The organism is Bacillus sp. FSL K6-0042 (assembly GCF_038006685.1).
Classification (GTDB): Bacteria; Bacillota; Bacilli; order Bacillales; family Bacillaceae_G; genus Bacillus_A; species Bacillus_A pseudomycoides.
Genome location: NZ_JBBOVS010000001.1, coordinates 26,390 through 47,403, shown reverse-complemented (window position 1 = coordinate 47,403; position 21,014 = coordinate 26,390). Strand labels below are relative to the sequence as shown.

18 protein-coding genes and 2 pseudogenes are annotated in these 21,014 nt (G+C 32.2%); 12 read left to right on the top strand and 8 right to left on the bottom strand.

Annotated features, from left to right (window positions below):
• Positions 1 to 154 precede the first annotated feature (154 nt).
• From MHH45_RS00205 to MHH45_RS00195, 3 genes and pseudogenes are all read left to right on the top strand, one after another.
• Positions 155 to 1,324 (top strand): MFS transporter, encoded by a 1,170-nt coding sequence (locus tag MHH45_RS00205; RefSeq protein ID WP_016115607.1) that lies wholly within the window; start codon positions 155 to 157, stop codon positions 1,322 to 1,324.
• 78 nt (positions 1,325 to 1,402) lie between these two features.
• Positions 1,403 to 2,317 (top strand): phosphotransferase family protein, encoded by a 915-nt coding sequence (locus MHH45_RS00200; protein WP_088094706.1) that lies wholly within the window; start codon positions 1,403 to 1,405, stop codon positions 2,315 to 2,317.
• A 158-nt stretch (positions 2,318 to 2,475) separates the two neighbouring features.
• Positions 2,476 to 2,802: pseudogene (locus MHH45_RS00195) on the top strand (IS4 family transposase); the annotation flags it as partial.
• A 196-nt stretch (positions 2,803 to 2,998) separates the two neighbouring features.
• On the opposite strand, the gene MHH45_RS00190 reads toward MHH45_RS00195, so the two are convergent.
• Positions 2,999 to 4,204, bottom strand: a complete 1,206-nt coding sequence (locus MHH45_RS00190) for a serine hydrolase domain-containing protein (protein WP_016115610.1) — start codon at positions 4,202 to 4,204, stop codon at positions 2,999 to 3,001.
• Positions 4,205 to 4,354: 150 nt separating this feature from the next.
• Here MHH45_RS00190 and MHH45_RS00185 point away from each other — a divergent pair, with 150 nt between their 5' ends.
• On the top strand, positions 4,355 to 4,954 hold the full coding sequence (locus MHH45_RS00185; protein WP_016115611.1) for a TetR/AcrR family transcriptional regulator: 600 nt from the start codon (positions 4,355 to 4,357) through the stop codon (positions 4,952 to 4,954).
• 492 nt (positions 4,955 to 5,446) lie between these two features.
• On the opposite strand, the gene MHH45_RS00180 is transcribed toward MHH45_RS00185, so the two are convergent.
• Both MHH45_RS00180 and MHH45_RS00175 read right to left on the bottom strand, forming a co-directional pair.
• Positions 5,447 to 6,985, bottom strand: coding sequence for a thiol-activated cytolysin family protein (locus MHH45_RS00180; RefSeq protein ID WP_340863369.1), 1,539 nt, complete (start codon positions 6,983 to 6,985; stop codon positions 5,447 to 5,449).
• A 673-nt stretch (positions 6,986 to 7,658) separates the two neighbouring features.
• Positions 7,659 to 8,345, bottom strand: coding sequence for an IS6 family transposase (locus MHH45_RS00175; protein WP_016131757.1), 687 nt, complete (start codon positions 8,343 to 8,345; stop codon positions 7,659 to 7,661).
• Between the two features lie 669 nt (positions 8,346 to 9,014).
• On the opposite strand from MHH45_RS00175, the gene MHH45_RS00170 reads away from it, so the two are divergent.
• From MHH45_RS00170 to MHH45_RS00155, 4 genes are all read left to right on the top strand, one after another.
• Positions 9,015 to 9,215, top strand: coding sequence for a DUF3955 domain-containing protein (locus MHH45_RS00170; protein WP_016115613.1), 201 nt, complete (start codon positions 9,015 to 9,017; stop codon positions 9,213 to 9,215).
• Positions 9,216 to 9,638: 423 nt separating this feature from the next.
• Positions 9,639 to 10,559 carry an ABC transporter ATP-binding protein gene (locus MHH45_RS00165; RefSeq protein WP_088094726.1) on the top strand — a complete coding sequence of 307 codons (921 nt, stop codon included), beginning with the start codon at positions 9,639 to 9,641 and terminating at the stop codon, positions 10,557 to 10,559.
• A complete protein-coding gene (locus MHH45_RS00160; protein ID WP_016115615.1) occupies positions 10,552 to 11,289 on the top strand; it encodes an ABC transporter permease in 738 nt (245 codons plus the stop codon). Before MHH45_RS00165 ends, MHH45_RS00160 begins: the two co-directional genes overlap by 8 nt.
• A gap of 83 nt (positions 11,290 to 11,372) precedes the next feature.
• A complete protein-coding gene (locus tag MHH45_RS00155; protein ID WP_016115616.1) occupies positions 11,373 to 11,972 on the top strand; it encodes an undecaprenyl-diphosphatase in 600 nt (199 codons plus the stop codon).
• A gap of 459 nt (positions 11,973 to 12,431) precedes the next feature.
• On the opposite strand, the gene MHH45_RS00150 is transcribed toward MHH45_RS00155, so the two are convergent.
• The 3 genes from MHH45_RS00150 to MHH45_RS00140 all read right to left on the bottom strand — a co-directional run bounded on the left by MHH45_RS00150 (position 12,432) and on the right by MHH45_RS00140 (position 15,850).
• Positions 12,432 to 13,108 (bottom strand): IS6 family transposase gene (locus MHH45_RS00150; RefSeq protein WP_375337748.1). Its coding sequence is split into 2 segments (ribosomal slippage): positions 12,432 to 12,574 and positions 12,574 to 13,108, totalling 678 coding nucleotides; the frame shifts between segments, so codons are not numbered across the junction.
• Positions 13,109 to 13,450: 342 nt separating this feature from the next.
• A complete protein-coding gene (locus MHH45_RS00145) occupies positions 13,451 to 14,095 on the bottom strand; it encodes a hypothetical protein (RefSeq protein ID WP_003204295.1) in 645 nt (214 codons plus the stop codon).
• Between the two features lie 102 nt (positions 14,096 to 14,197).
• Positions 14,198 to 15,850 carry a pyridoxal phosphate-dependent decarboxylase family protein gene (locus MHH45_RS00140; RefSeq protein WP_088094645.1) on the bottom strand — a complete coding sequence of 551 codons (1,653 nt, stop codon included), beginning with the start codon at positions 15,848 to 15,850 and terminating at the stop codon, positions 14,198 to 14,200.
• Positions 15,851 to 16,481: 631 nt separating this feature from the next.
• On the opposite strand from MHH45_RS00140, the pseudogene MHH45_RS27905 reads away from it, so the two are divergent.
• Positions 16,482 to 16,554: pseudogene (locus MHH45_RS27905) on the top strand (IS6 family transposase); the annotation flags it as partial.
• Between the two features lie 135 nt (positions 16,555 to 16,689).
• On the opposite strand, the gene MHH45_RS00135 reads toward MHH45_RS27905, so the two are convergent.
• Positions 16,690 to 18,123: an IS4 family transposase gene (locus MHH45_RS00135; protein ID WP_340861625.1), complete on the bottom strand. Its 1,434-nt coding sequence runs from the start codon at positions 18,121 to 18,123 to the stop codon at positions 16,690 to 16,692.
• A 104-nt stretch (positions 18,124 to 18,227) separates the two neighbouring features.
• A complete protein-coding gene (locus MHH45_RS00130; RefSeq protein WP_016115620.1) occupies positions 18,228 to 18,938 on the bottom strand; it encodes a class I SAM-dependent methyltransferase in 711 nt (236 codons plus the stop codon).
• Positions 18,939 to 19,412: 474 nt separating this feature from the next.
• On the opposite strand from MHH45_RS00130, the gene MHH45_RS00125 reads away from it, so the two are divergent.
• The 3 genes from MHH45_RS00125 (at position 19,413) to MHH45_RS00115 (ending at position 20,960) form a co-directional block, all read left to right on the top strand.
• A complete protein-coding gene (locus MHH45_RS00125) occupies positions 19,413 to 19,796 on the top strand; it encodes a DUF3796 domain-containing protein (protein ID WP_016115621.1) in 384 nt (127 codons plus the stop codon).
• Positions 19,765 to 19,965, top strand: a complete 201-nt coding sequence (locus tag MHH45_RS00120; protein WP_016115622.1) for a helix-turn-helix transcriptional regulator — start codon at positions 19,765 to 19,767, stop codon at positions 19,963 to 19,965. The genes MHH45_RS00125 and MHH45_RS00120 overlap by 32 nt, the downstream gene beginning before the upstream one ends.
• A gap of 773 nt (positions 19,966 to 20,738) precedes the next feature.
• Positions 20,739 to 20,960 carry a hypothetical protein gene (locus MHH45_RS00115; RefSeq protein WP_016115623.1) on the top strand — a complete coding sequence of 74 codons (222 nt, stop codon included), beginning with the start codon at positions 20,739 to 20,741 and terminating at the stop codon, positions 20,958 to 20,960.
• Positions 20,961 to 21,014 lie beyond the last annotated feature (54 nt).

The following is a 21,014-nucleotide window of genomic DNA, read 5'->3' as shown; positions in this document are numbered from 1 at the left end:
TTTCGTTTTATGGATACAAATTTATATTATCTTGATAGTGATGTATGGTGACCCCTATAAGAATAAATTATAAATAAAGATAATTAAGTTGTAATTTACTCTGTTGAAGTGATGCACCTAAAATGAAAGTAACTATTATATAAGGGGTAATTTTATGAGTAATAAATTGAAATATTTATTAGGGGTTAGCATTACCGGATTTGGGGATGGAATTCAGCAAATTGCTTTGCTATGGTATATTTTTCATTTAACAGGACAATCAACTTCTATCGGATTAATGATCGCTATTTATTATATACCAAGTGTCATTTTAACACCTTTTGTGTCTGTTTATGTAGATCATCATGATTCTAAAAATATTGTTGTTCTAACAGATAGTATTCGATTTGTACTTGTTTTAATCATGGCAATTCTTATTTTCATAAAATTTGAATCAGTATTTGTTTTTTACATTATGCAATTCTTATTAGCAGTTTGCTACACCGTTTATAAACCTGCATCTTCTGCATTTATCAAGGAAGCATTCTGTAACCATGATATACCATTTGTCATATCAAAAGCATCTTCATTAAGTGAAGCAGCATTAATAGTGGGAACTGGTATATCTGGGTTATTTCTAGTTAAATTTTCTTTAGCTACCAGTTTCTTTATTAATTCTGTAACATTTTTAGTTGCGGCTATTTTCTTTTCTTCCATAAAAAGAATGAGCCCTAAAAAATTTAAAACTACAAGAATATCCTATCTTGCAGAATTAATATCGGGATGGCATTTTATTAATCAAACAGAAGGTATGAAATACTTACTGTTTTTATCCATTTTAAATAGCATCAGTATACAAATGACAACAACCTTATTATTACCTCTTGCAGAACAGTTTGAAGGAGGTAGCGGACTCTACTCAATATTTGAGATAGCATTTTCAGTAGGAGGAATTATAGCAGGATTGATTGCTATCTATTTTTTAAAAAAGTTTAAACATAAAGTTATTTTTATTACGATGATGGGTATGGCAACCTCTTCTTTTTTATTATATTTGAATGATTATAAAACAACGGCCGTTATTTGTATATTTATAATGGGGCTATTTACCATGTCGCACTTAATTATTGTGCAAACGTTAATACAGTTGAATACTACAATAGAATATATTGGCAGGGTAATAGGCTTAAGAACAATTCTAGCATCATTTGTTAAGATATCATCTGCTCTATTGACTGGTATTTTAATAACTCATATGGGAGTGAATAATATTCTACTTTTATTTTCTATCTTAATATTTGCTAGCTTTATTACGATTGGAAATATGAAAAAACAAATGTATTAAAATGAAGGAAAATACATCTGGAAGACTAGTCAGAGATGCTATTACAGGTTGTAAATAACTTGCGAATCGGGGGATAAAATGGTTAATATACGTTCGAAAACAGAAGAATTAAGAGCGAAATTAAAAACTATATTGAATCGAGAATATAAAGAATTGGCTGTTCAGGAGTTAAAAGTAGTAGGAAATGGAGTACAAAACATTGTGTTCCGAGGGAATTCGGAAAAAGGACCTTTAGCATTTCGAGTACCTTGGGAACGTGAAGTGAAAAATATAAATGAAGAGTTGTTTAATAGTCGAATTTCGTTACAAAAGGAAGCGGAGCTTTCTAAGTTTTTTAATTCTAAAGACATTCCAGTACCAGAGATTCACGGATTGCATCTTTCTACGGAACTCGATTTTTTAATTTCAGATTACCTGGCTACTGATCATATTCCAATTTCTGCGTACAAAATAGGAGAAGTAGTTAACAAGCTCCACAGTATGCCAATTGAAGATTTAAATTACCAACATAGGACTAGAAAACCATCTAGCAAGTATATAGCTGAACGTCTCGTAAAAAGAGTAGAAGGATTTAATAAAATTACACATTGCGATATTAAATTTCCTGATATATTGATAATCGAACAGATTCTTAAACAAGCAGATCATGCAAGGAAATTATTACATATGGACATTCGAACAGCAAATCTAATTGGATATAATGGAGAAGTTAAGGCGTTGGTTGATTGGGATAATGCTCTAATTGGTCACCCGCTGTTAGAACTTATGAGGATAGCTGAAACTAATGAAATTGATTGGTATGAATTTAAAGATGGATATAAGAATAAAGATACCTTTGAATCTATTCCTCGTATTGTCAGCTTATTTTATCAGCTTGATACAGCGGTAATGCTTGCAAATCTGTTTATAGCGCAACTGAAAATAGAGGATAAAGGCATATTCTATAAAGAGCGTGTGAAAACACTTCATAATGAAATACATAGATATTTATAAGAATAAATAAAAGATGCTTTCACATAGGAGGACCGCCACATCGCTATCAAGCTAAAAGAACGAGTTATCCCAAAACAATAAATACGAGCAAAATGCACAAAATTTTCGTTCTGGGGGTGGTATGAGATTTTAACTTTATGGGCATGTATGGTGACCCCTATTATATCTCACGTATCAAATCAAATACACGTATTTATCAAAAAAATCCTAACCCTGATTATTTTCAATATGGCAGAATCAAGAAAGGTACAGAGTATATCCAGATAGATATGGAGGTTTTAATGAACTCTCTTCAACCAGGACAAACATGTGAAATATCCAACGCTTATGTAGGAATGACTGATAAAGTCCCAACTCGTGTGTTTGTTCATCGACTAACAAAAGAACAACAACAAAAACGATTACAAGATCAAACTGTAAGAGAAAAAAAGAAAGGAATGAAGTATTCTGCTCGTAGTAAACGACTTAGCGGTATCAATGTATATAGGCGTACCGCCCACATTTTAACGAAAATATACGCTAAGCGAATTTCGGCATAAAGCGAGGCATCTTTTTTCTTAAAATAAAAAGATGCCTCGCTCTATTTAAACTGTTGAATACTTAATATTTATTCCACTATTCATAGCCAACAACCGTACAAAATGAAAATATCCCTAACTATTTTCACGTATTTTTATTTTTTCAGAGGCAACTGTATAAGGATTTTCTTAGTGCAAGTTCTCTTGGTTCATTGGCCATGCCAAATCCATGTTTGTTCATCGCATAAGCATAACCTAACTTTTCATCTGGATCGGCAAAACAGAATGATCCTCCTGCGCCTGGGTGACCAAAAGAGCTTTCACTTCGCCCGAATTTCATATCTGAAAAGTGTTTCCAAAATCCCAAAGAATAGGCTATGTTTATACAATTCACATAATCATAATACCCTGATGTCGGAGGGATAGCTCTTTTCCTTAATTCATTTATTGTTTCTTCCCTTAATCCGAGAGTTTTTGCACCACTAGCAAAAGCACCATAAATTTTTGCCATTGCTCTTACTTGCCCCACACCATTTCCTGAAGGGAATTCTATAGATAAAATAGGACGATGATTAAAATTATCATTTGCTACGAATTTTTTTGGATCTACTAAACTTCTAGCTACTAATGACTTTGTATTAAGAAAACCAAGTAACATTTTTATAGGTAGCTTTGTCATCCCCTTAAGTAACTGAATGGGGTGATTTATTCCTTCAATAGTTGTTATTTTCTCTTCAGAAATATCTTTAGGAAGACCAATATAAAACTCTGCTTTTAGTGGTTCTGCTATTTCTTCTTGAAAGAAATCTTTTAGGGTCCGATGTTTAGGATCTGTTCTTTTAATCAGTTCTCCAATTAAGGTTCCAATTGTCCAGGCATGATAGCCTTGAATTTTCCCAACCTCCCAAGCAGGTTTGCTTGCAGCAAGGGAATTTGATAGACGAGGGGTATCTAAATCTTCTAACATATCAATTTTAAGTTCATTGAGAGGTGACAATCCAGCTTGATGTGCTAGAAGCTGTCTAACGGTTATTTTGTCTTTTCCATTCTGAGCAAACTCAGGCCAATATGAACACACTTTTTCATCATAGTTAATGTAGCCTCTAGAATGCGCTAAACTTAAAGCCAATGCAGCAAAACCTTTTGTAGCTGAAAACACTTGAACAAGTGTATCTTTTTCCCATTCCGCACGAGTTTGTCGATCTCGATATCCACCCCATAAATCAACGACTGCTTCATTATTAATGTATACAGAAAAGGCCGCTCCAACTTCCCCTCTCTCACTAAAGTTTCTAATGAACTCATCCTTTACCAGTTCAAATCCCGGTGCAACAAATCCATGAATTAATATATTATTTTTTGTTGCCATGTCTTTTCCCCTTTATTTAGTATAATCTGACCTTTTATCACAGCTAACATTTATGTATTTACAAAATGCAAATAATTCAATAAAATAAACCTATCAGATATTTGACTAAATGTCTATAAATAGTCAAATAAAAACAGGCGGGGATACATTATGGCAAGAATTTCATCTGAGCAGAGAAAACAGATACATGAGAATCTTCTCTTTAAGAGTAAAGAACTGTTTATTCAATATGGATTCTCTAAAACTAGTATTGATGACATAGTAAATGCATGTGGAATCGCAAAGGGTTCTTTTTATTCATATTATTCATCAAAAGAAGAGTTGTTTTACGCAGTATTGCGAAAAGAGGAAGAAGTAAAAAATACAATTATTTCAGAAATTATGTGTGAGTCTCTACCTCCAAAAGAACTTTTAATTCGTTTCTTTGAATTATCTTTTAAAACTATAGAACAAAACCCATTTTTACAAAGTCTTTATCAAAGAGGTGAATATGATCGAATTGTGAAAAGACTTCCTAAGGAACTTCTAGATAAACATGCAAAGGAAGATTTAAATAGTTCTTTGGAATTTGTGAAATTTTTACAGAAAAAAGGTGTTACGGAAGATGATCCCGAAGTACTTATTGGCCTTTTTCGAACAACCATACTTATTCCATTACATCGACAAGAGATTGGAGAACCGACTTTTTCGAAGATGATGAAAAAGATGATCGAATGTTTATCAGAAGGTCTAACAAAACATAAAGAGTAAATTTTATTTATTATAAAGTTACTACTTTAGGGCTTCCGTTTTCACTTCCATAAAAATTATGATTCAGGGATGTATGCTTTCATACCGAAAGCTTAGTACCCTATTTTATAATCTAAAACATTGTTTATGGAACAGCAGATAATAAATAAAAAAGTCTCAGAAACCTCGGTATTTGAGACAAATGAAATTGAACCTAGAATATGCTAAAAATAACTTTAAATATGTCTCAAAACCCATCTCTAAATCAAAGTCTCAATTGAAATAGGCAATATTGAGTTTTGAGAATCCCTTAGCGTATAAAAAGGTTAAAATGTGCGTGCTACCCCAATATAAAAGTAAACCGCCTTTTTGGGCGTTTTTTCTTTACTTAAAATAGCATGTTGACTCTTCAATTAGATGAGTATGATATATTTTAAAAAACGCCGATATACTTGCGACCAAGTAAAAAAGCGCCCTGTAAACAGGGCGCTTCGGACATATATTAGGCTTTAATTAATGACTAATATTAGCACTTGGATATAATGTTGTTCCTCCAATTGAAACTTTCATTTCATTTGTTAATGGAACATTTTGTTCATTAATAATTGTTCTCCACCATTCCCATGCAAGACCTGTACATTCTCTTGCTACGACTTTTACATTTTTTGAATTCGGTGGAAGTGGTATGACTGTATTGAAATGAGCAGTTCTGTCTCTGCCGTTTCCTTCCCAAGTTTTATGGGTTAGTACTTCTTTTCCATTTTGATCATAAGAGAATTCATCCCAAGATACATCAAATTGAGCAACATATCCACCAGTATGATCAAGCGTCATTTTAGCACTAGAATATTCTGTAGTTGTAGTCTCAATATAATCTGTATTGTTATGAACAGCAGCAGTTGCGTTATCTTTTAAGAAAGTGCTTGTATATGAAATTGGGTATGCTGGATTTTTAGAACTTAATTCTGCATTATCTTTAATGATATTTCGGATTTCATTAAAATCTTTTGTAACAACCTTGTTATGCTCTTTTGCATCTCCGCCTAATACTACAGCGGTAAAGGTACTGTCTTCAAAAATATCTTTGTACTGTCCACTCGCTTCAACGCCTTGACCCTTAATTAAGGCTTTAAAAGCAGTTTGTACATCTTTGCTCTTAGATGATGTTTCTAATTTCACATAAACTGTTCTACCATAAGCTACATTTGACACCATAACAGGCGGAGCCGCATTACTTACCCCTTTACGAGTTAACTCATCAAAAGTAACACTATTATCAAAAAGATCTGATGGATTGTTAGGTAGTTCTGCACTTACGGTATAAAAGATTTGCTTATATGCCGCAACCATTACTTTTTTCTCTCCATTTGCAACAGCATTAAAGTCAATATTCAGTGAATTGTCAAGGTATTTAGCGTTAACATTAAGAGCACTTGCTATTTGAGATTTACTATACACCATAGATTCTGTATACTGCATTCTTGCAGGTAACGTATGTGTTTTTGAATACTTTTCATTCCAAGTAGATACTAATTCATCTACTGCTCCAGACACATTACCATATGTAGGATTTTGGACAGTAATTGTATTGTCTTTTCTCATGCCAGGTAAGTCTATACTAATATTCAAAGGTTTTCTCTTAGCCACTAATAAACTAGGTTGATTATCCGCAAAAGATTTATTTGCAAGTTGTACTGCTCCTGGATAAGTACGATTAGCCACAGAATCAATAATCGAAATATCCACTGGTGAAGTTGTAAGTGATTTTTTCTCACGTTCAACTACTACAAATTTACCATTTGAATTTGTACTTTCTTTCGGAACAAAACTCTCTACTTTATCACCATTTACTGCTAAAACCTCTTGATTATTATACTTAAGATTTGCTATACCAGTATCAATGTTAATAGCTTTTTTTGTTGCATCAGCTGAATTACTTTTAGGTGTTTCAGCGAAAGAAATAGAAGAATAATTAAAAGTGCATAAGCCAATTGATAAACATGCTAGTAATTTTATTCCTTTATTATTTTTCTGGATTTTCAAAAAACCAATCCCTTCCTTTTTTTTCGTATGATTCATGTTATCTCTTCCTTTCTTTCATCATTTCTATAAAATCACTTTTGCTATATTTATCTTAGTTTAAGTATCTTTCAATACACTTTCATAAATGTTACAAAAGTCTTTCATTAATTTTATTTATAAATGCAATAATTTTGTGATTATAGACTGTTTTCGAGACTTATTATCACATTATTAAGGTAATACAATAAAAATAATGTTACTCATAACTTTACCGAACTTATATTAGCGTAATCTTTTCCTTCCTTAGTGGTCATACCAGTTATGTTTTTATTAAATCATTAAACTTCCAATGCGTAAATAGCAGAATTTTTTCGATTATATCAAAAAAATTCAATATTGAGCATTAACGAAAATGAAAATATTATACTACAAAAATTATTGTTTGATTTTATACAAGTAACTATAACAGTTGCAACTTGATATATAAGGTTAAAAAATAACTATTTTAATCCACAAAAAATAGTTAATATAAATTAAATATTATTAATATAATTTAATCACACTCTGCATATCGATTCCCTTTATTTGGATATGCGAAATTGCATCAAGATATAGGTTTAAATATGACGCGCTCTTATAAATAACTAGGTTCTGTTGCAAAGTTTCTTAATAGATAAAAAATTGGGCTGATTACAGATGGATTTTATACAATTCTAAGTAATTGCTGTAATTCATTGTATGTTGAAAAAACGCAGTTTGGTTGCAAACTGCGTTTTCGTTTATGTATGGCATGAATCGTTTCGATTCCTTTCAAGGTACGTGAAGCATGGCGAAGACTTTGAAATCCTGCGGATTTGGCAAAACGTCGCTTTACATGTCTATGGTCTTGTTCTATGAGATTATTCAAATGCTTGATTGTGCAATGAGTTGTATGTTTATAAAAGCCTTGTTCCCTTAATTTGTTAAACGTACAAAGTAATGCTGGAGCTTTGTCTGTTGTTAGAACCGTTGGTTCTCCAAACTTTTTCACTAATCTTTTCATAAAGCCATATGCGGCCTGATGATCTCGCTTTTTACGCAGTTGAATATCTAATGTGTAACCCTCTTTATCAATCGCACGATATAGGTAACGCCATTCCCCTTTGACTTTTACAAAAGTCTCATCCAATTTCCAAGACAATTGTACGTTTTTATTTTTCTTCTTCCAAATTTGGTAGATCAAGTTGCCATATTCATGAACCCAGCGCATGATGGTTGTCGGATGAACCGAAACACCACGTTCCTTCAGGATTTCAGATACAACGCGATAGCTTAAAGAAAAACGACAATAGTAGCCGACGGCTACTAAAATAATGTCTTGTTTGAATTGTTTTCCTTTAAAATATCCCATCTGTCATTCTCCTCGTCTCATTTTTCTAGAATATAGCTTAGTTTAAAAAACTTTGCAACAGAACCAAAATTATCATATCTTAATACGAAAAAAGAGGAGGAAATAATATGACAATCGCAACGGCAGTTTTATCATTCTTAGGTGGAATCATCCCATTAGTAGGAGAGCTTTTAAAAGCAGTAATGTAAGTTCATTATTCCGCAATTATTTATAAAAATTATCATACAAATGATCTGTATATCAAAGATGAATTGATGTGCAGATCATTTGTGTGAGCAAAGTCCCTTTAGCATTATGAAGGGACTTTTTTAAATTTCTACATACTTGAGGTTCCGTCACATCAACATCAAGTTAAAGCACTTTTAAAAATTAGTTTACTTTCAAAAAAATGATTTCATTAGTCTTATCCGGCTGTACCCCGATTCGGCAGGCCGAATACAGACCTTGGGCTTTGCCCAAACCCACTGGGGAACTCTTCCCCAGGCCCCCTTCTAAAAAAAACAAAAACGTGGAATAAATAGCTGTTCTCCAGTGAACGCTTCGTTTCCTTACATATTTGTAAGCTTTTTGTCATGTATTTAGATAGTAACGAATGTATAACAATATTATATTTAATGAGCAATATTAATAGTGTACATAAAGAAATCATTTAAATATGGAGGTTTTAAAATGAAAAAATATATTTTAACTTTACTATCTTTACTTATAGGAATCGGGTGTTTAGTTAGCCAAAATATCATCGGATCTACAGTTGCACCAAATGGTACTCTTATCGAAACATTTTATCTAATACCAATCGGTTTTTCATTTATAGCATTAGCTTTAATTAGTAGCGCATTTATTGGGTTCAGAAAACCGATAAACCAATAATAACATTTGACTGGAAGTCCAATACTCATATATTAGTAAAAGTAGAGTGGTTCAACTCGGAGGAAGGCACCTTAGGGTGTCTTTTCTTTATGGTGTCCTGCCGATAAAACACGGATATCGTATACAATCCGAGTTTTGTTAATGGCACCCCATGCCCATCAAGCTAACATTTTGAAGGGCCCCAAAAACGAAAAAAATGAACTTTGTTGCTATAAAAGGCACAAAATTTTCGTTTTGGGGGTATTATGTGATCTTAAGTTGATGGAGATGTGGTGATACCCATCTTTAGATAAACAGATCCTTTTTTTTAATAGGTATTCTTCTACTTCTTAATTAAGAAATAGTTAAGAAATAGTTAAACCCCATTTAAAAATTTTTTCCCATAATAAAATTATAGACACACAAGAAAGTTGGTATTTTCACATGAGTACAATAATAAAAACCGTAAATTTAACGAAGTTATATGGTAACCAGAAATCAGTTGATAACTTGAATTTAAATGTACATCAGGGACAGATTTATGGATTTATTGGCCGAAATGGTGCGGGTAAAACAACTACTATCCGAATGTTATTAGGATTAATAAAACCTACAAGTGGAAAAATCGAAATATTCGGTGAATATTTAGCGAAAAATCAGAAGGAAATTTTAAGAAGAATAGGTTCAATTGTTGAAGTTCCTGGTTTTTATGAAAATCTAACCGCAAAGGAGAATTTATTAATTAATGCTAAAATTATCGGATTGCATAAGAAAAATGCGATTGAAGAGGTATTAGAAATTGTGGGACTACAACATGAAACGAAAAAACGGGTAGGAAAATACTCTTTAGGAATGAAGCAACGGTTGGGAATTGCAAGATCTCTTCTCAATTATCCTGAATTATTAATATTAGATGAACCGACTAACGGCTTAGACCCAATTGGTATTAAAGAAATGCGAAAGCTAATTAAATCTTTAGCGATGGAAAGAAATATAACGATATTAATTTCTAGCCACATTTTAGCTGAAATCGAACAATTAGTCGATTATATGGGGATTATTCACGAAGGAAAACTATTAGAGGAAGTTGCTCTTGATACACTTCGAAAAACAAATCGTCAATACTTAGAATTCCAAGTAAATAATGACAATAAAGCTGCGATGCTGTTAGAAAGTCAATTTCATATCTCAGATTATGAGGTTCATAATGAAGGAAACATTCGTATCTATTCTCATTTTGGGCAACAAGGAAAGATTAATAAAGCGTTTGTCCAAAACGATATTGAAGTATTAAAAATTATGATGAGCGAGGATAAATTGGAAGATTACTTCACCAAATTGGTTGGGGATGGAACAATTGGTTAATTTATTATACACAGAACTATTAAAATTAAAACGGTCTTATATGCTTTTGATTAGTATTATGGGGGCAACGGTAGCACCTTTTATGGTAGTAGTAGCTTCATATATAAGCATAAAAACAAAACATCCTACTCCAACTATTGTGTTTGAACAACTGTTTAATGAAGTCACTTTGTATACTGTTGTAGTGATTGGAGTCCCCCTATTTGGAGTCATCACCGCTTATCTTTTTAATCGTGAATATGCAGAAGACACATTAAAAAATTTATTAACTATTCCTGTATCACGCATTAAATTCCTTATAAGCAAATTAATAGTCTTATTCTTATGGATTATGCTCTTAATTTTGGTTGCTTGGGGACTAACTGTCATTTTCGGTCTATTAGGACAGTTTAAAGGTCTTAATTCATTATTATTAATAAATTCCTTAAAACGACTTCTTATAGGTGGGGCATTTCTTTTCATTCTATCAACACCAGCCATATTTATAACAATTGTATTAAAGAGTTATGTACCAACTATGGTATTTACGATTGTAATAGTCTTATTAAACTTAATGACGACAAATTCAAAACATAGAGGATTGTTTCCATGGCAAGCAGCAGGAGATATTTCAAGAAATACGCTTCTTCCCACTTACCCTCCCGAATATTCCTATATTGTTATTTTTGCAACATCTTTCATTGGATTAATAGCAGTAATTACATATTTTAAAAGGGTAGATATTCACTGAGGAATGTAATATTTGAAACTACCTAAGGTTTGAAAAACAACGAAAAACTATAGAAATATACGCAATTAAGGAGAGATTTGAAAATGTCTTTTTCTCAATTAAATATTGATGCTTTTCGAGCTATCAATGATTTAGGTAAACAATATTCGTTTCTAAACTCAACCATGATATTTTTGGCAGAATATATGGTGTATTTCTTAGCTTTAATTATTGTAGTGTATTGGTTTACTCGATCTAATCAAAATAGAATGATGATTGTTCAAGCGATGATTGCTTTTGTGACTGCTGAGATAATTGGAAAACTCGCAGGAAAATTTCATTTGAATTATCAACCATTTGCAGTATTACCTGATGTTAATAAACTTGTCGATCATGCAGTAGATAATTCATTTCCTAGTGACCATACGATTCTATTTTTTTCAATTTGCTTTTCATTTTGGCTTGTTCGTAAAAAGGCTGGATGGTTATGGCTTGTGCTTGCATTCTGTGTAGCTATCTCTCGTATCTGGGTAGGCGTTCATTATCCTTTCGATGTCGTAACGGGGGCTTTATTAGGAAGTATTTCAGCATTATTTTCGTATTGGTTAACACCGAAAATTACATTTATCAAAGAATTACTTAAACTTTATGAAAAAATGGAGCAAAATGTCTTACCATCCAAAAACAAATCGAAAGACTTTTAAGTATATGTAATTGTAAAAAGAATTGCACATTATAAAAATCTAAAATAAATAAAGTAGGATATTGAAGAGTAAACATACGATAATGGTATATGATTCAGGATTCAGTCATCAGCAAAGATTATGTAAAAAATTAGCCGATTCCCTGTACGTTAAGGAATCGGCTAATTTTCGTCCAAATTGTGTCTAAACGTACATTGATTAGAGTATTATGAAGAGAGGACTGTTCGTTCAATATAGGGACGAATATCCTCTCTTTTTATAGATGTTAGAAATATAAACAGTAGCTTACATATTTAGTCTAGTTCGTATATTATGTAGCTACAACGCCGTCTCAAGAAGTTGGAAGGTGGGAACAGGCAATTACGTGAGCAATTAAAGATTGCTTACGCAGATATTTATAAGGGTTCTGTTGCAAAGTTTCCGAAGACATAAAGAGATGGGGAATATTGCGGACCAGTTTTATGAAACTATTAATAATTCATGTAATGCGTTATACGTCGAAAAAACGAAGTTTGGTTGAAGACTTCGCTTTTGCTTGTATATGGCATGAACAGTTTCTATACCTTTGAGGCATGGCGAAGACTTTGAAAGCCTAAGGAACGGGAAAATCGACGTTTCACATGTCGATGATCTTGCTCGATGATATTATTGAGGTACTTTATTGTACGATGAAAGGTATTTTTGTAAAGACCTATCTCCTTTAATTTTTTGAATGCGGAAGCTAAAGAAGGAGCCTTATCTGTCGTCAGAACCGTTGGTTCTCCAAAAGTTCGAGCTAGTTTTTTCATAAAAGCATATGCTGCTTGTGTGTCTCGTTTTTGACGAAGTTGAATATCAAGTGTTTGTCCCTCTTTATCAATTGCTCGATATAAATAACACCATTTTCCTTTGACTTTTATATAGGTTTCATCTAGTTTCCAAGATAAGTGTACGTGCTTCTTTTTCTTCTTCCATATTTGATAGATCAAGTTACCATATTCATGAACCCAGCGCATGATGGTTGTAGGATGAACTGAAACACCACGTTCTTTTAAGATTTCAGATACATCACGATAGCTTAAAGAAAAACGGCAGTAGTAGCCGACAGCTACTAAAATAATATCTTTTTTGAATTGTTTTCCTTTAAAATATCTCATCTGTGATTCTCCTCGTTTTCTTTTCCGAAAGTGTAGCTTAGTTTAGAAAACTTTGCAACAGAACCAAAGGAAATATGTCAGATTACAGGAGTGAGTCAGGCCGCTCTATATCGTAGATTAAAAAATCTTGAATAAAGTTCTTTTTTAGATTTGTAATTAAATTCCAGAGTGTCCCATCATACCCTGAATCGTTTCCGTACCCCCATTACAAAGAAAAAGACTCCTCAATTCGAAGCCTTTTTTAGCTGCTATAAAAGTATGGGTATACTATTTGAAAAGTAATAATTTAGGATTCATGCACATATAGGATAATTTTTTTCGAATTTATAGTCGTTCTAAAAATTATATAGCTTTAATGACAAATTGAGATTGAGGTATATATAATAATTGAGCTGTTAAGGAAGTTGTTGTGTTAGCAAAAGGCAAAGATTCCTTATAAGGAAATTTATTATACACTATTTCATTAATCTCAAAAGTCTTATACAATTTTTTAAGGATTTTTTGAGAAATTTTATTTGTACAAGCAGCAATAAAATCAAAATCTCTTGTACTTATTTCTTGAATAGCATGTGAAATAAGAGTAGTGACTACCCCACTGCCCATCCAATCTGGATGACAAGCGCCCATATCTAGATAGACTAATCTTTCTTTATCTAAATTTGAAAACTCAATTGATTCCGTCTCTAAAGTATCTAAGAGTAGAAAAATGGGATCCATTTGTGGACACAGTTCACTCGCTTTATCTTTATCTATTAATGGTTGGGTTACTTTTCTTGTTAAAAGAACACCAACAATTTGAAAGTTTTCTATTGCTACAAATGACATAGATTGAGATACAGCTTGTTTTACCATTTCCTCGCACATTTTGTGAAAAGGAGCAAAAGGAATTTGTAAACTGCTTACAAGAGGTTCGTTATTCACAAAAGAATGTGCAATTAAATGTGCTGCATCTTTCACGTGGTGTGTATCTAGTAGCTCTATATTCATATATTTTTCCTCATTTCTTAATATAGATAGTGATTAAAAGGGATTGAAAATTTTATTTAATGTAGTTAAGTTTAAATATTAAAGCGCTAACAAATAAGGTTATTAAACATATGAATAAATCTGTTTAGTAGCAATCGATACATGTTTATGAAGAAATGCTACAATCTCATCTAAACATTCAACATTTGTATATGGCGAGATAGAAAAGAATTTTAATGTAGAAATTGGTTTTCTATCACAACTGTTTATTACATCTACTACACAAGAACGAGTTGTATCGCCAAAGAATATTTGATCACGATTTTTTCCTAGGTAATTAAATAGTTCTATATTTAACCGATTTGTATCCTCAATCTCTTCTTGTGTTGCGAGACCTGTACGCTCCTTTTCCCAATTTACCTGGCCATCTCCATTCATATAGAAACGAAATGTTGTAATTGGCCCATAAGTAAAATCATTTGTTATTGCTATTTGAGGAAGAGCCTTGCGCAATTTCTCCCTAAATAATAGATTTACACGAACATAATTTGCTAATAATTTTTGATATCCTTCAATTCCAAAGGCTAATAAATTTATATACATCGGAATAGAACTACCAGCTCGTGAACATTCTAAGGTATAGCCTGTATGATAACTGCCATATGATCTATTACCAAGATAAGGTGTGTCATTTTGTTCGATGTCCATAAGTTGTAAGTCAGTATGATTTTTCACGATTAAAATACTTGAAGTATAAGGTGTTTGTCCTAATTTATGAAAATCAAAACATACACTATCTGCAAGAGACATATATTGCATTTTCCCTTGAACGAGTTGTAAGGCATCTTTCACATTAGGTTCAAATGAAAGTGGATTTTCTTCAAAGTTATAATTATTAAAGAAACCATAGAATCCGCCCATTGCAGAATCTGCATGAATATAAATAGGTTTTAATTTATATTTTTTCTGTATTGATTCAGCACTATCTTTAATTTTTTCTATATCATCAATTGTAAATGTATCTGTTGACCCCATAGTAGCTAGAATATAAAGGGGGATACCTCCGTTTTCAATAACATTTATCATTTTATCCTCTAAATCTTCTATATCCATAGAATTTGTATAAGGGTCAGTTTTCACTTTAATTAGGTGATTTGTCCCAATGCCAGTTGCTTCAGCTGACTTTAATAAACTATAGTGTGCATTTTCAGAAGCAAAGCAATATACATTTTGTGGAACACCGTGTTCCTTTGCTAATGGAAATTGTTTAGCAATTGCTAAACGTAAGCTTGAAAATACACATCCTTGTCCACCCCATGTTGTATAACCACCGCTATTATGCGGATTATAACCGATCAGTTTTGAAAGCATGGATACAACTTTTACTTCTGCTTCAGCTGCCCCAGGGCCATATACATCCCAAACGCCATTACCATTTAAAAGCGCCATGGTTATTGTACCTAATAGTGATGGAATACTTGGTAGTGGTACAGCGTTAGACAAATAATATTTATTTGGATAAGGATGACCATTCATAAATTGGTTTAGTTCTTCCATAACCTCAGACATAGCAATTCCAGCCAGTGGTATATGACTTTGGTGAATTAAGTTATTGTAATATCCATCTGATTTTTCCTCACAGTTACCTAAAGATGCTCGGTCTTCATTTTTTAATCGGCTAAGATTTTCAACTATTTTCTGCATAGATTCTAAAAAAAGTTTTTGTTTTTTTTCATTTCCATCAGCGCTCGGAAATAGATTCAAAATATCTTGCATGTGGTCACTTCTCCTTGTGAAAATATGGATTTTTATTTTACCTAGTTAAATATACGAGTGAAATGATTTGTGTTTATCCTTTAGAATGTGTATGAATCAGGAGCTATTTAGAAAAAAATGTAATTCCATAGAAAATTATATGAATTCTGGAATTTAAAGTAAAGGGAAAATTTTTTGATTAATTTTAAAAAGTAATTGCGATATAATGAAGTTGCTAAAAATTTTTCTGAATTAATTATTTATTCTTCAGTATTACAAACTTCATTAAATTTAAATTGTGCCCTAGCAGATATTCAAATAACGTAATAGATATTTGAATATAATGAAAAACGCCTTATAATGTAGTTTAAGGTTCTGTTGCAAAGTTTCCGAAGACATAAAGAGATGGGGGATATTGTGGGCCAGTTTTATGAAACTATTAATAATTCATGTAATGCGTTATAGGGGTCACCATACATATCCATCAACTTAAGATTTTGAAATACCCCAAGAACGAAAATTTTGTGCATTATGCTTGTTTTTATTGTTTTGAGGTAACCCGTTCTATTGGTTCCGGTGCAAAAACTTCAAGATACATGCAAGTAATCTCTAAATCTTGGACATACTGATACTATTACTCTAAAAAAGGTGTGTGATCAGTATGAAAAAGGAAAATTTGTTCAAATGGAAGCACTATCAGCCTGATATTATCTTATTAGGGGTCACCATACATGCCCATCAAGCTAAGGTTGGGTATTCCATGAACTTCCGTTCTTGTTGCCTACATGCTTGATATTTTGTTTATTTGTTTTTAAAAATACGCATTCCAAATAAACCTTAATAAGGTGTATTTTTAAAGATTATGCAGTTTTCTTATTTAGATTGGATACAGTGCACTGATAAACAACGCCTAAAATATCAAAGACTGTCTTTTTCTCATATCGATGGGATTTCCGTCCGTTTTTCTGTAAGAGGTCAAACAGACGAAGAAAAATTTTTGATACTTCTTGGGTGTCTTGTTGTATAGCTTCATATACTAAGTACAGATGATCTTGAATCATATAAATTGCTTTATATTCACTTAATTCTTTTTGTTTTTTCTGTAGTAACAGCTGTCGCATTTTGAACATAGTGGAAGAACAAAGAAAAATAGCGATTAACTGTCCATACAGATGACATTCTAGACGCTCTCGCTTAATATTGTGACAATGATTGATACCAAAAAGAGATTTCCATGTTTTAAATACAATCTCTATTTGCCAACGTAGAGAGTAGATCTCGTGAACATGTTCCATCGGAACAATTTCCCATGGGATGTTGGTAATATAAACATTGATTTCTGTTAAACGTTTACTTTTTTCAGAGTATGTAACCCCTTTTTTCTTTTCAACATAAGTTTGCTGTTTCCTACGTTTATGAACTTGAGTTGATGTGAGTCTGTATATTACAACTCGTGAGGGTAATTTTTGTTGTCCAACATAGGCATTCAGAATTTCATAAGTATCTCCTGGTTTTATCTGATGCATGACATGTTCAAGATCAAGTAAAGCATATAAAGATTGCTTTTTTACTGTCCCATCCCGAAAGAATTCTGGCGATTCATTTTTCACATATACTCTATTATTTAATTTCAACCGAGAAACATAGAATACCCCTCGTTGATCCATCTGGTCTAAATCTTTTAGAGAAAAGTATCCTAAATCTCGAATACATAAATCTCCTGATCGTAAGGTATCCAAACATTCTGTACCAAAGGTTTTATCATTATTTTTACCTGGTTCCATTTGAAAATTGAGGAATTTCCCACTATGTAAATCATACTCTAGTTGAATCTTAATACCAGCTGTCTGTGCACATCCCCCTGAACCAGGATAAATAGAAGCTAAATGGTTGGGTACTTGAAAAATAGTAGCATCTAAAATACGTATACGTTGAAAATAAGAAATGTATTGGTTTGAGATTTGAGAAGAATCTTTTAGTTTACTTTTGATTAAAAGAGAAAATACACGCTGTAGAAATAAAACAGCACATCGGTTAAAACGTTGATTAAGTCCTTCTGGACTCATAAGTGTAGTTGTATTTGCATAAAGCTGACTACATAATCGAGTAAGGGGACTACTTGCTACATGTTGACTGATCCAAATACATAAAGCAGCCAAATCTCGTGCGCCATACTTACTTTTACGTTTTACAAAACCTGTCTCTTGGCCAAGTTGTTGAAGAATATGTGGAGATAGATATCGCTGTAGTTCTTCAGCGAACAAATAAAACTCATCTTGAATCGATAGATTCATACAAAAACGCCATCCTTTCTGTATATTTCTACAAAAAGAATAACGTTTTCTATGAATTATTGGTATAAATCCATCTTAGATTGATAGTAATGTATGGTGACTCCTTATAGATTATTTTTTCTTACAGCATATGTGATTACATTTGTTTTTAATAAAACAGACTTTTCATTTCGAATAATTTTATATTCGAGCGGTTTTACTAGGATACTCAATACTTCCCAACCATCATATATTTGTCTTAATTTATTCATCATTTCTTCTGTTGGAATGTTTATCTCCATTAGTGCATTCAATTTCTTATTGGTATCCATATCAATTTCTTCAACTTCAGAATTTACAATGATACAATTTATTCCGTTGCACTTCGTTCCGTCTGCCATTCGTTGAACAACTTTTCCAAATACCTCTTCTGATTGGACATGTTCTAAACTTGAAACTGCAACAATGAAGTCGAAGTTATTAGGCTTAATTTCATAGTTTCCTATATCAGCTTTTTCAGTTTGAATTACTTCTTTAACTTCATATTCCTCACTGTATTGATTTAATTTTTGCAAAGCAGAGTCTAATAAATCAACACACACAACTGTACCGCCATTTTCTTTTATAGCTTGAGCCAATGGGATACTATTTCTGCCCACTCCAGAACCTAAATCAAGCACACTAAGATCGTCTTTTCCTTCAAACAATGGAATTAGATCTATTACCGTTTTTACAGGTTTATGTAGCCACGAACCTTCTTCAAACAGTTTATAATTATCGTAACAATAGTCGTGATATTTTTTCTCCTCTTTTCTTATAAATTCAATTCTGTTCATTGTTTTTCCTCATTTCTCAAATTATGTATCCTATAAATTACTGTAACAGATTTAATATAACTTTTTGAACTATCTTATCTTGTTACTTGAAGAAAGAATGATGAATAATATATACATGTGAGGTTGACATAACCACTTATTATTGATAGTATCCAAAAAATCTCACTTCTTATCTGAAAAAAGATAAGAAGTGAGATTTTTTGTTTTAGGGGCAACTTGATTTCTTAGCTTGACGGGCATGTATGGTGACCCCTACTTTGGTATTTAGCTAGATAACATGATCGTGAAATGTGCTATAAGGCTCCACCTGTAGATTTGAAATAAAGATCAACCATTTCTAAAAAAGTTTAACCGCTTTGAAAAAAGATTAACTGTTTATAAAAAAGTTATACCGTTTCAATTCCTTTATATTTCGCTCTTTATGTGATATATTTATCACATAAAGAGCGAAATATATCACAAGGGAGATCTTATATGAAGAACAAATTAGCTTACTTAGGGTTTATTGGTTTTTTAGGGTTTTTGGCACCTTTCTCATTTTTTAGTGAAAATTCGTTTTCGCCTTACTACTATTTCCTTTTCTTTTTCTTCTTTTTATACGCAAAAGTTATACCAGATGAGCTTTTTATACTGCATGTTCGCATGGCCGCTACAAGGGCATTTTTTGTAACACTAGTATCCGGTAGTATACTACTCTTAAGTGTTTCTATTTTTGAAAATGTACATGTAATTCGTTTATTTGTTGCACTTTCAACTTTAATACCGTTAGGAACTTTTTTAATTAATTTAGAAATATTTGAACGTAGAGAAAAGAAAGGGATGCAGGATGACGCTGATTACTCGGATGAAAGAATATAGGGTAAAGTTAAATATGTCCCAAGAAGATTTAGCTAATAAGGTTGGAGTTAGAAGAGAAACAATTGGTAATCTCGAAAACGGAAAATATAACCCTTCATTAAAACTGGCTTACGATATTGCAAAAGTTTTAAAAGTACCCATTGAAGTGTTATTTTGGTTTGAAGACTAGTTTAATTCTATTACAAGGAAGTAAACTTTTGTAATAGATATGTCCCTGAGTTTTGATCCATCTTTTTTATAAAAACTAAATCAGTTCTTATAGCTAAAGAAACCATTTTGACCAATCTTTGTTCAAAAAAGGTTTCTTTTTATGTATTGCTAAATTGTGCTTCCATCAACATTTATAATTAAACTTTTTTTCAAAGCTACACCACCATACATGCCCATCAACTTAAGAAAACAAATCCACCCCAAAACGAAAAAAGTGAACTTAATTATCATGAATAAATGTGGCGTGAAAAATGTTGTTATGGGCATATTTCGAAATCTTAGAGAGAATAAAAAAGATATTGTTATATTCTTAAATCTGTAATATAATGAATTTATAGAATTCTTAATATTCAGAAATTAATAGAGGAGGAAATAATATGGCAATCGCAATGGCAGTTTTATCATTCTTAGGTGGAGTAATTCCATTAGTAGCAACACTTCTAAAAGCATTCATGTAATAGAATTCTCTGCACTTATTTATAAAAATTATCATGCAAATGATCTGTATATCAAAAGTGAATTGATGTGCAGATCATTTGTGTGAGCAAACTTTAAACAAGAAAAAGAATCCCAGAAATCATAAGGGATTCTTTTTTTTATGTAATTACGGCATTAATATGTTTGCTACCGAAAAGTGGTTTTGTGTAAACCTTACATGTATGGAATATACATCCAATTTTTATAGCAAATCGTTTCTTCCGAATGGTACAATCAAGGAAGAGGAGGGGTATTATGAAGAAACATCGTTTTAGAAATCTATTTTTCTGCTTTACAGCTCTTTTAGTGTTATCTGCTTGTCAAAAGTACAACGGTAAGTTAGAACAATGGGGTAGCACTGTTGACACTGTCGATACAGCTAAACTAAAAAGAAATAACATTCCGTATGAAATAAAAGATGGTAAAGTATATATTCCCGAAGATGCCTTTAGCGATGCTACGCTGTGTTGTACATAAGCAGTGATGTAAGCCCCTTTCTAAAGGGGCGGGGTTTGTTTTGCATGGGGTAAG

Excerpts from the sequence above, each read along its gene's own strand:
- MHH45_RS00190 (WP_016115610.1), bottom strand. The coding sequence starts at position 4,204 with ATGGCAACAAAAAATAATATATTAATTCATGGATTTGTTGCACCGGGA.
- MHH45_RS00120 (WP_016115622.1), top strand. The coding sequence starts at position 19,765 with ATGACGCTGATTACTCGGATGAAAGAATATAGGGTAAAGTTAAATATG.
- MHH45_RS00140 (WP_088094645.1), bottom strand. The coding sequence starts at position 15,850 with ATGCAAGATATTTTGAATCTATTTCCGAGCGCTGATGGAAATGAAAAA.
- MHH45_RS00165 (WP_088094726.1), top strand. The coding sequence starts at position 9,639 with ATGAGTACAATAATAAAAACCGTAAATTTAACGAAGTTATATGGTAAC.
- MHH45_RS00185 (WP_016115611.1), top strand. The coding sequence starts at position 4,355 with ATGGCAAGAATTTCATCTGAGCAGAGAAAACAGATACATGAGAATCTT.
- MHH45_RS00155 (WP_016115616.1), top strand. The coding sequence starts at position 11,373 with ATGTCTTTTTCTCAATTAAATATTGATGCTTTTCGAGCTATCAATGAT.
- MHH45_RS00135 (WP_340861625.1), bottom strand. The coding sequence starts at position 18,123 with ATGAATCTATCGATTCAAGATGAGTTTTATTTGTTCGCTGAAGAACTA.
- MHH45_RS00130 (WP_016115620.1), bottom strand. The coding sequence starts at position 18,938 with ATGAACAGAATTGAATTTATAAGAAAAGAGGAGAAAAAATATCACGAC.
- MHH45_RS00170 (WP_016115613.1), top strand. The coding sequence starts at position 9,015 with ATGAAAAAATATATTTTAACTTTACTATCTTTACTTATAGGAATCGGG.
- MHH45_RS00200 (WP_088094706.1), top strand. The coding sequence starts at position 1,403 with ATGGTTAATATACGTTCGAAAACAGAAGAATTAAGAGCGAAATTAAAA.
- MHH45_RS00145 (WP_003204295.1), bottom strand. The coding sequence starts at position 14,095 with ATGAATATAGAGCTACTAGATACACACCACGTGAAAGATGCAGCACAT.
- MHH45_RS00205 (WP_016115607.1), top strand. The coding sequence starts at position 155 with ATGAGTAATAAATTGAAATATTTATTAGGGGTTAGCATTACCGGATTT.
- MHH45_RS00115 (WP_016115623.1), top strand. The coding sequence starts at position 20,739 with ATGAAGAAACATCGTTTTAGAAATCTATTTTTCTGCTTTACAGCTCTT.
- MHH45_RS00175 (WP_016131757.1), bottom strand. The coding sequence starts at position 8,345 with ATGGGATATTTTAAAGGAAAACAATTCAAACAAGACATTATTTTAGTA.
- MHH45_RS00125 (WP_016115621.1), top strand. The coding sequence starts at position 19,413 with ATGAAGAACAAATTAGCTTACTTAGGGTTTATTGGTTTTTTAGGGTTT.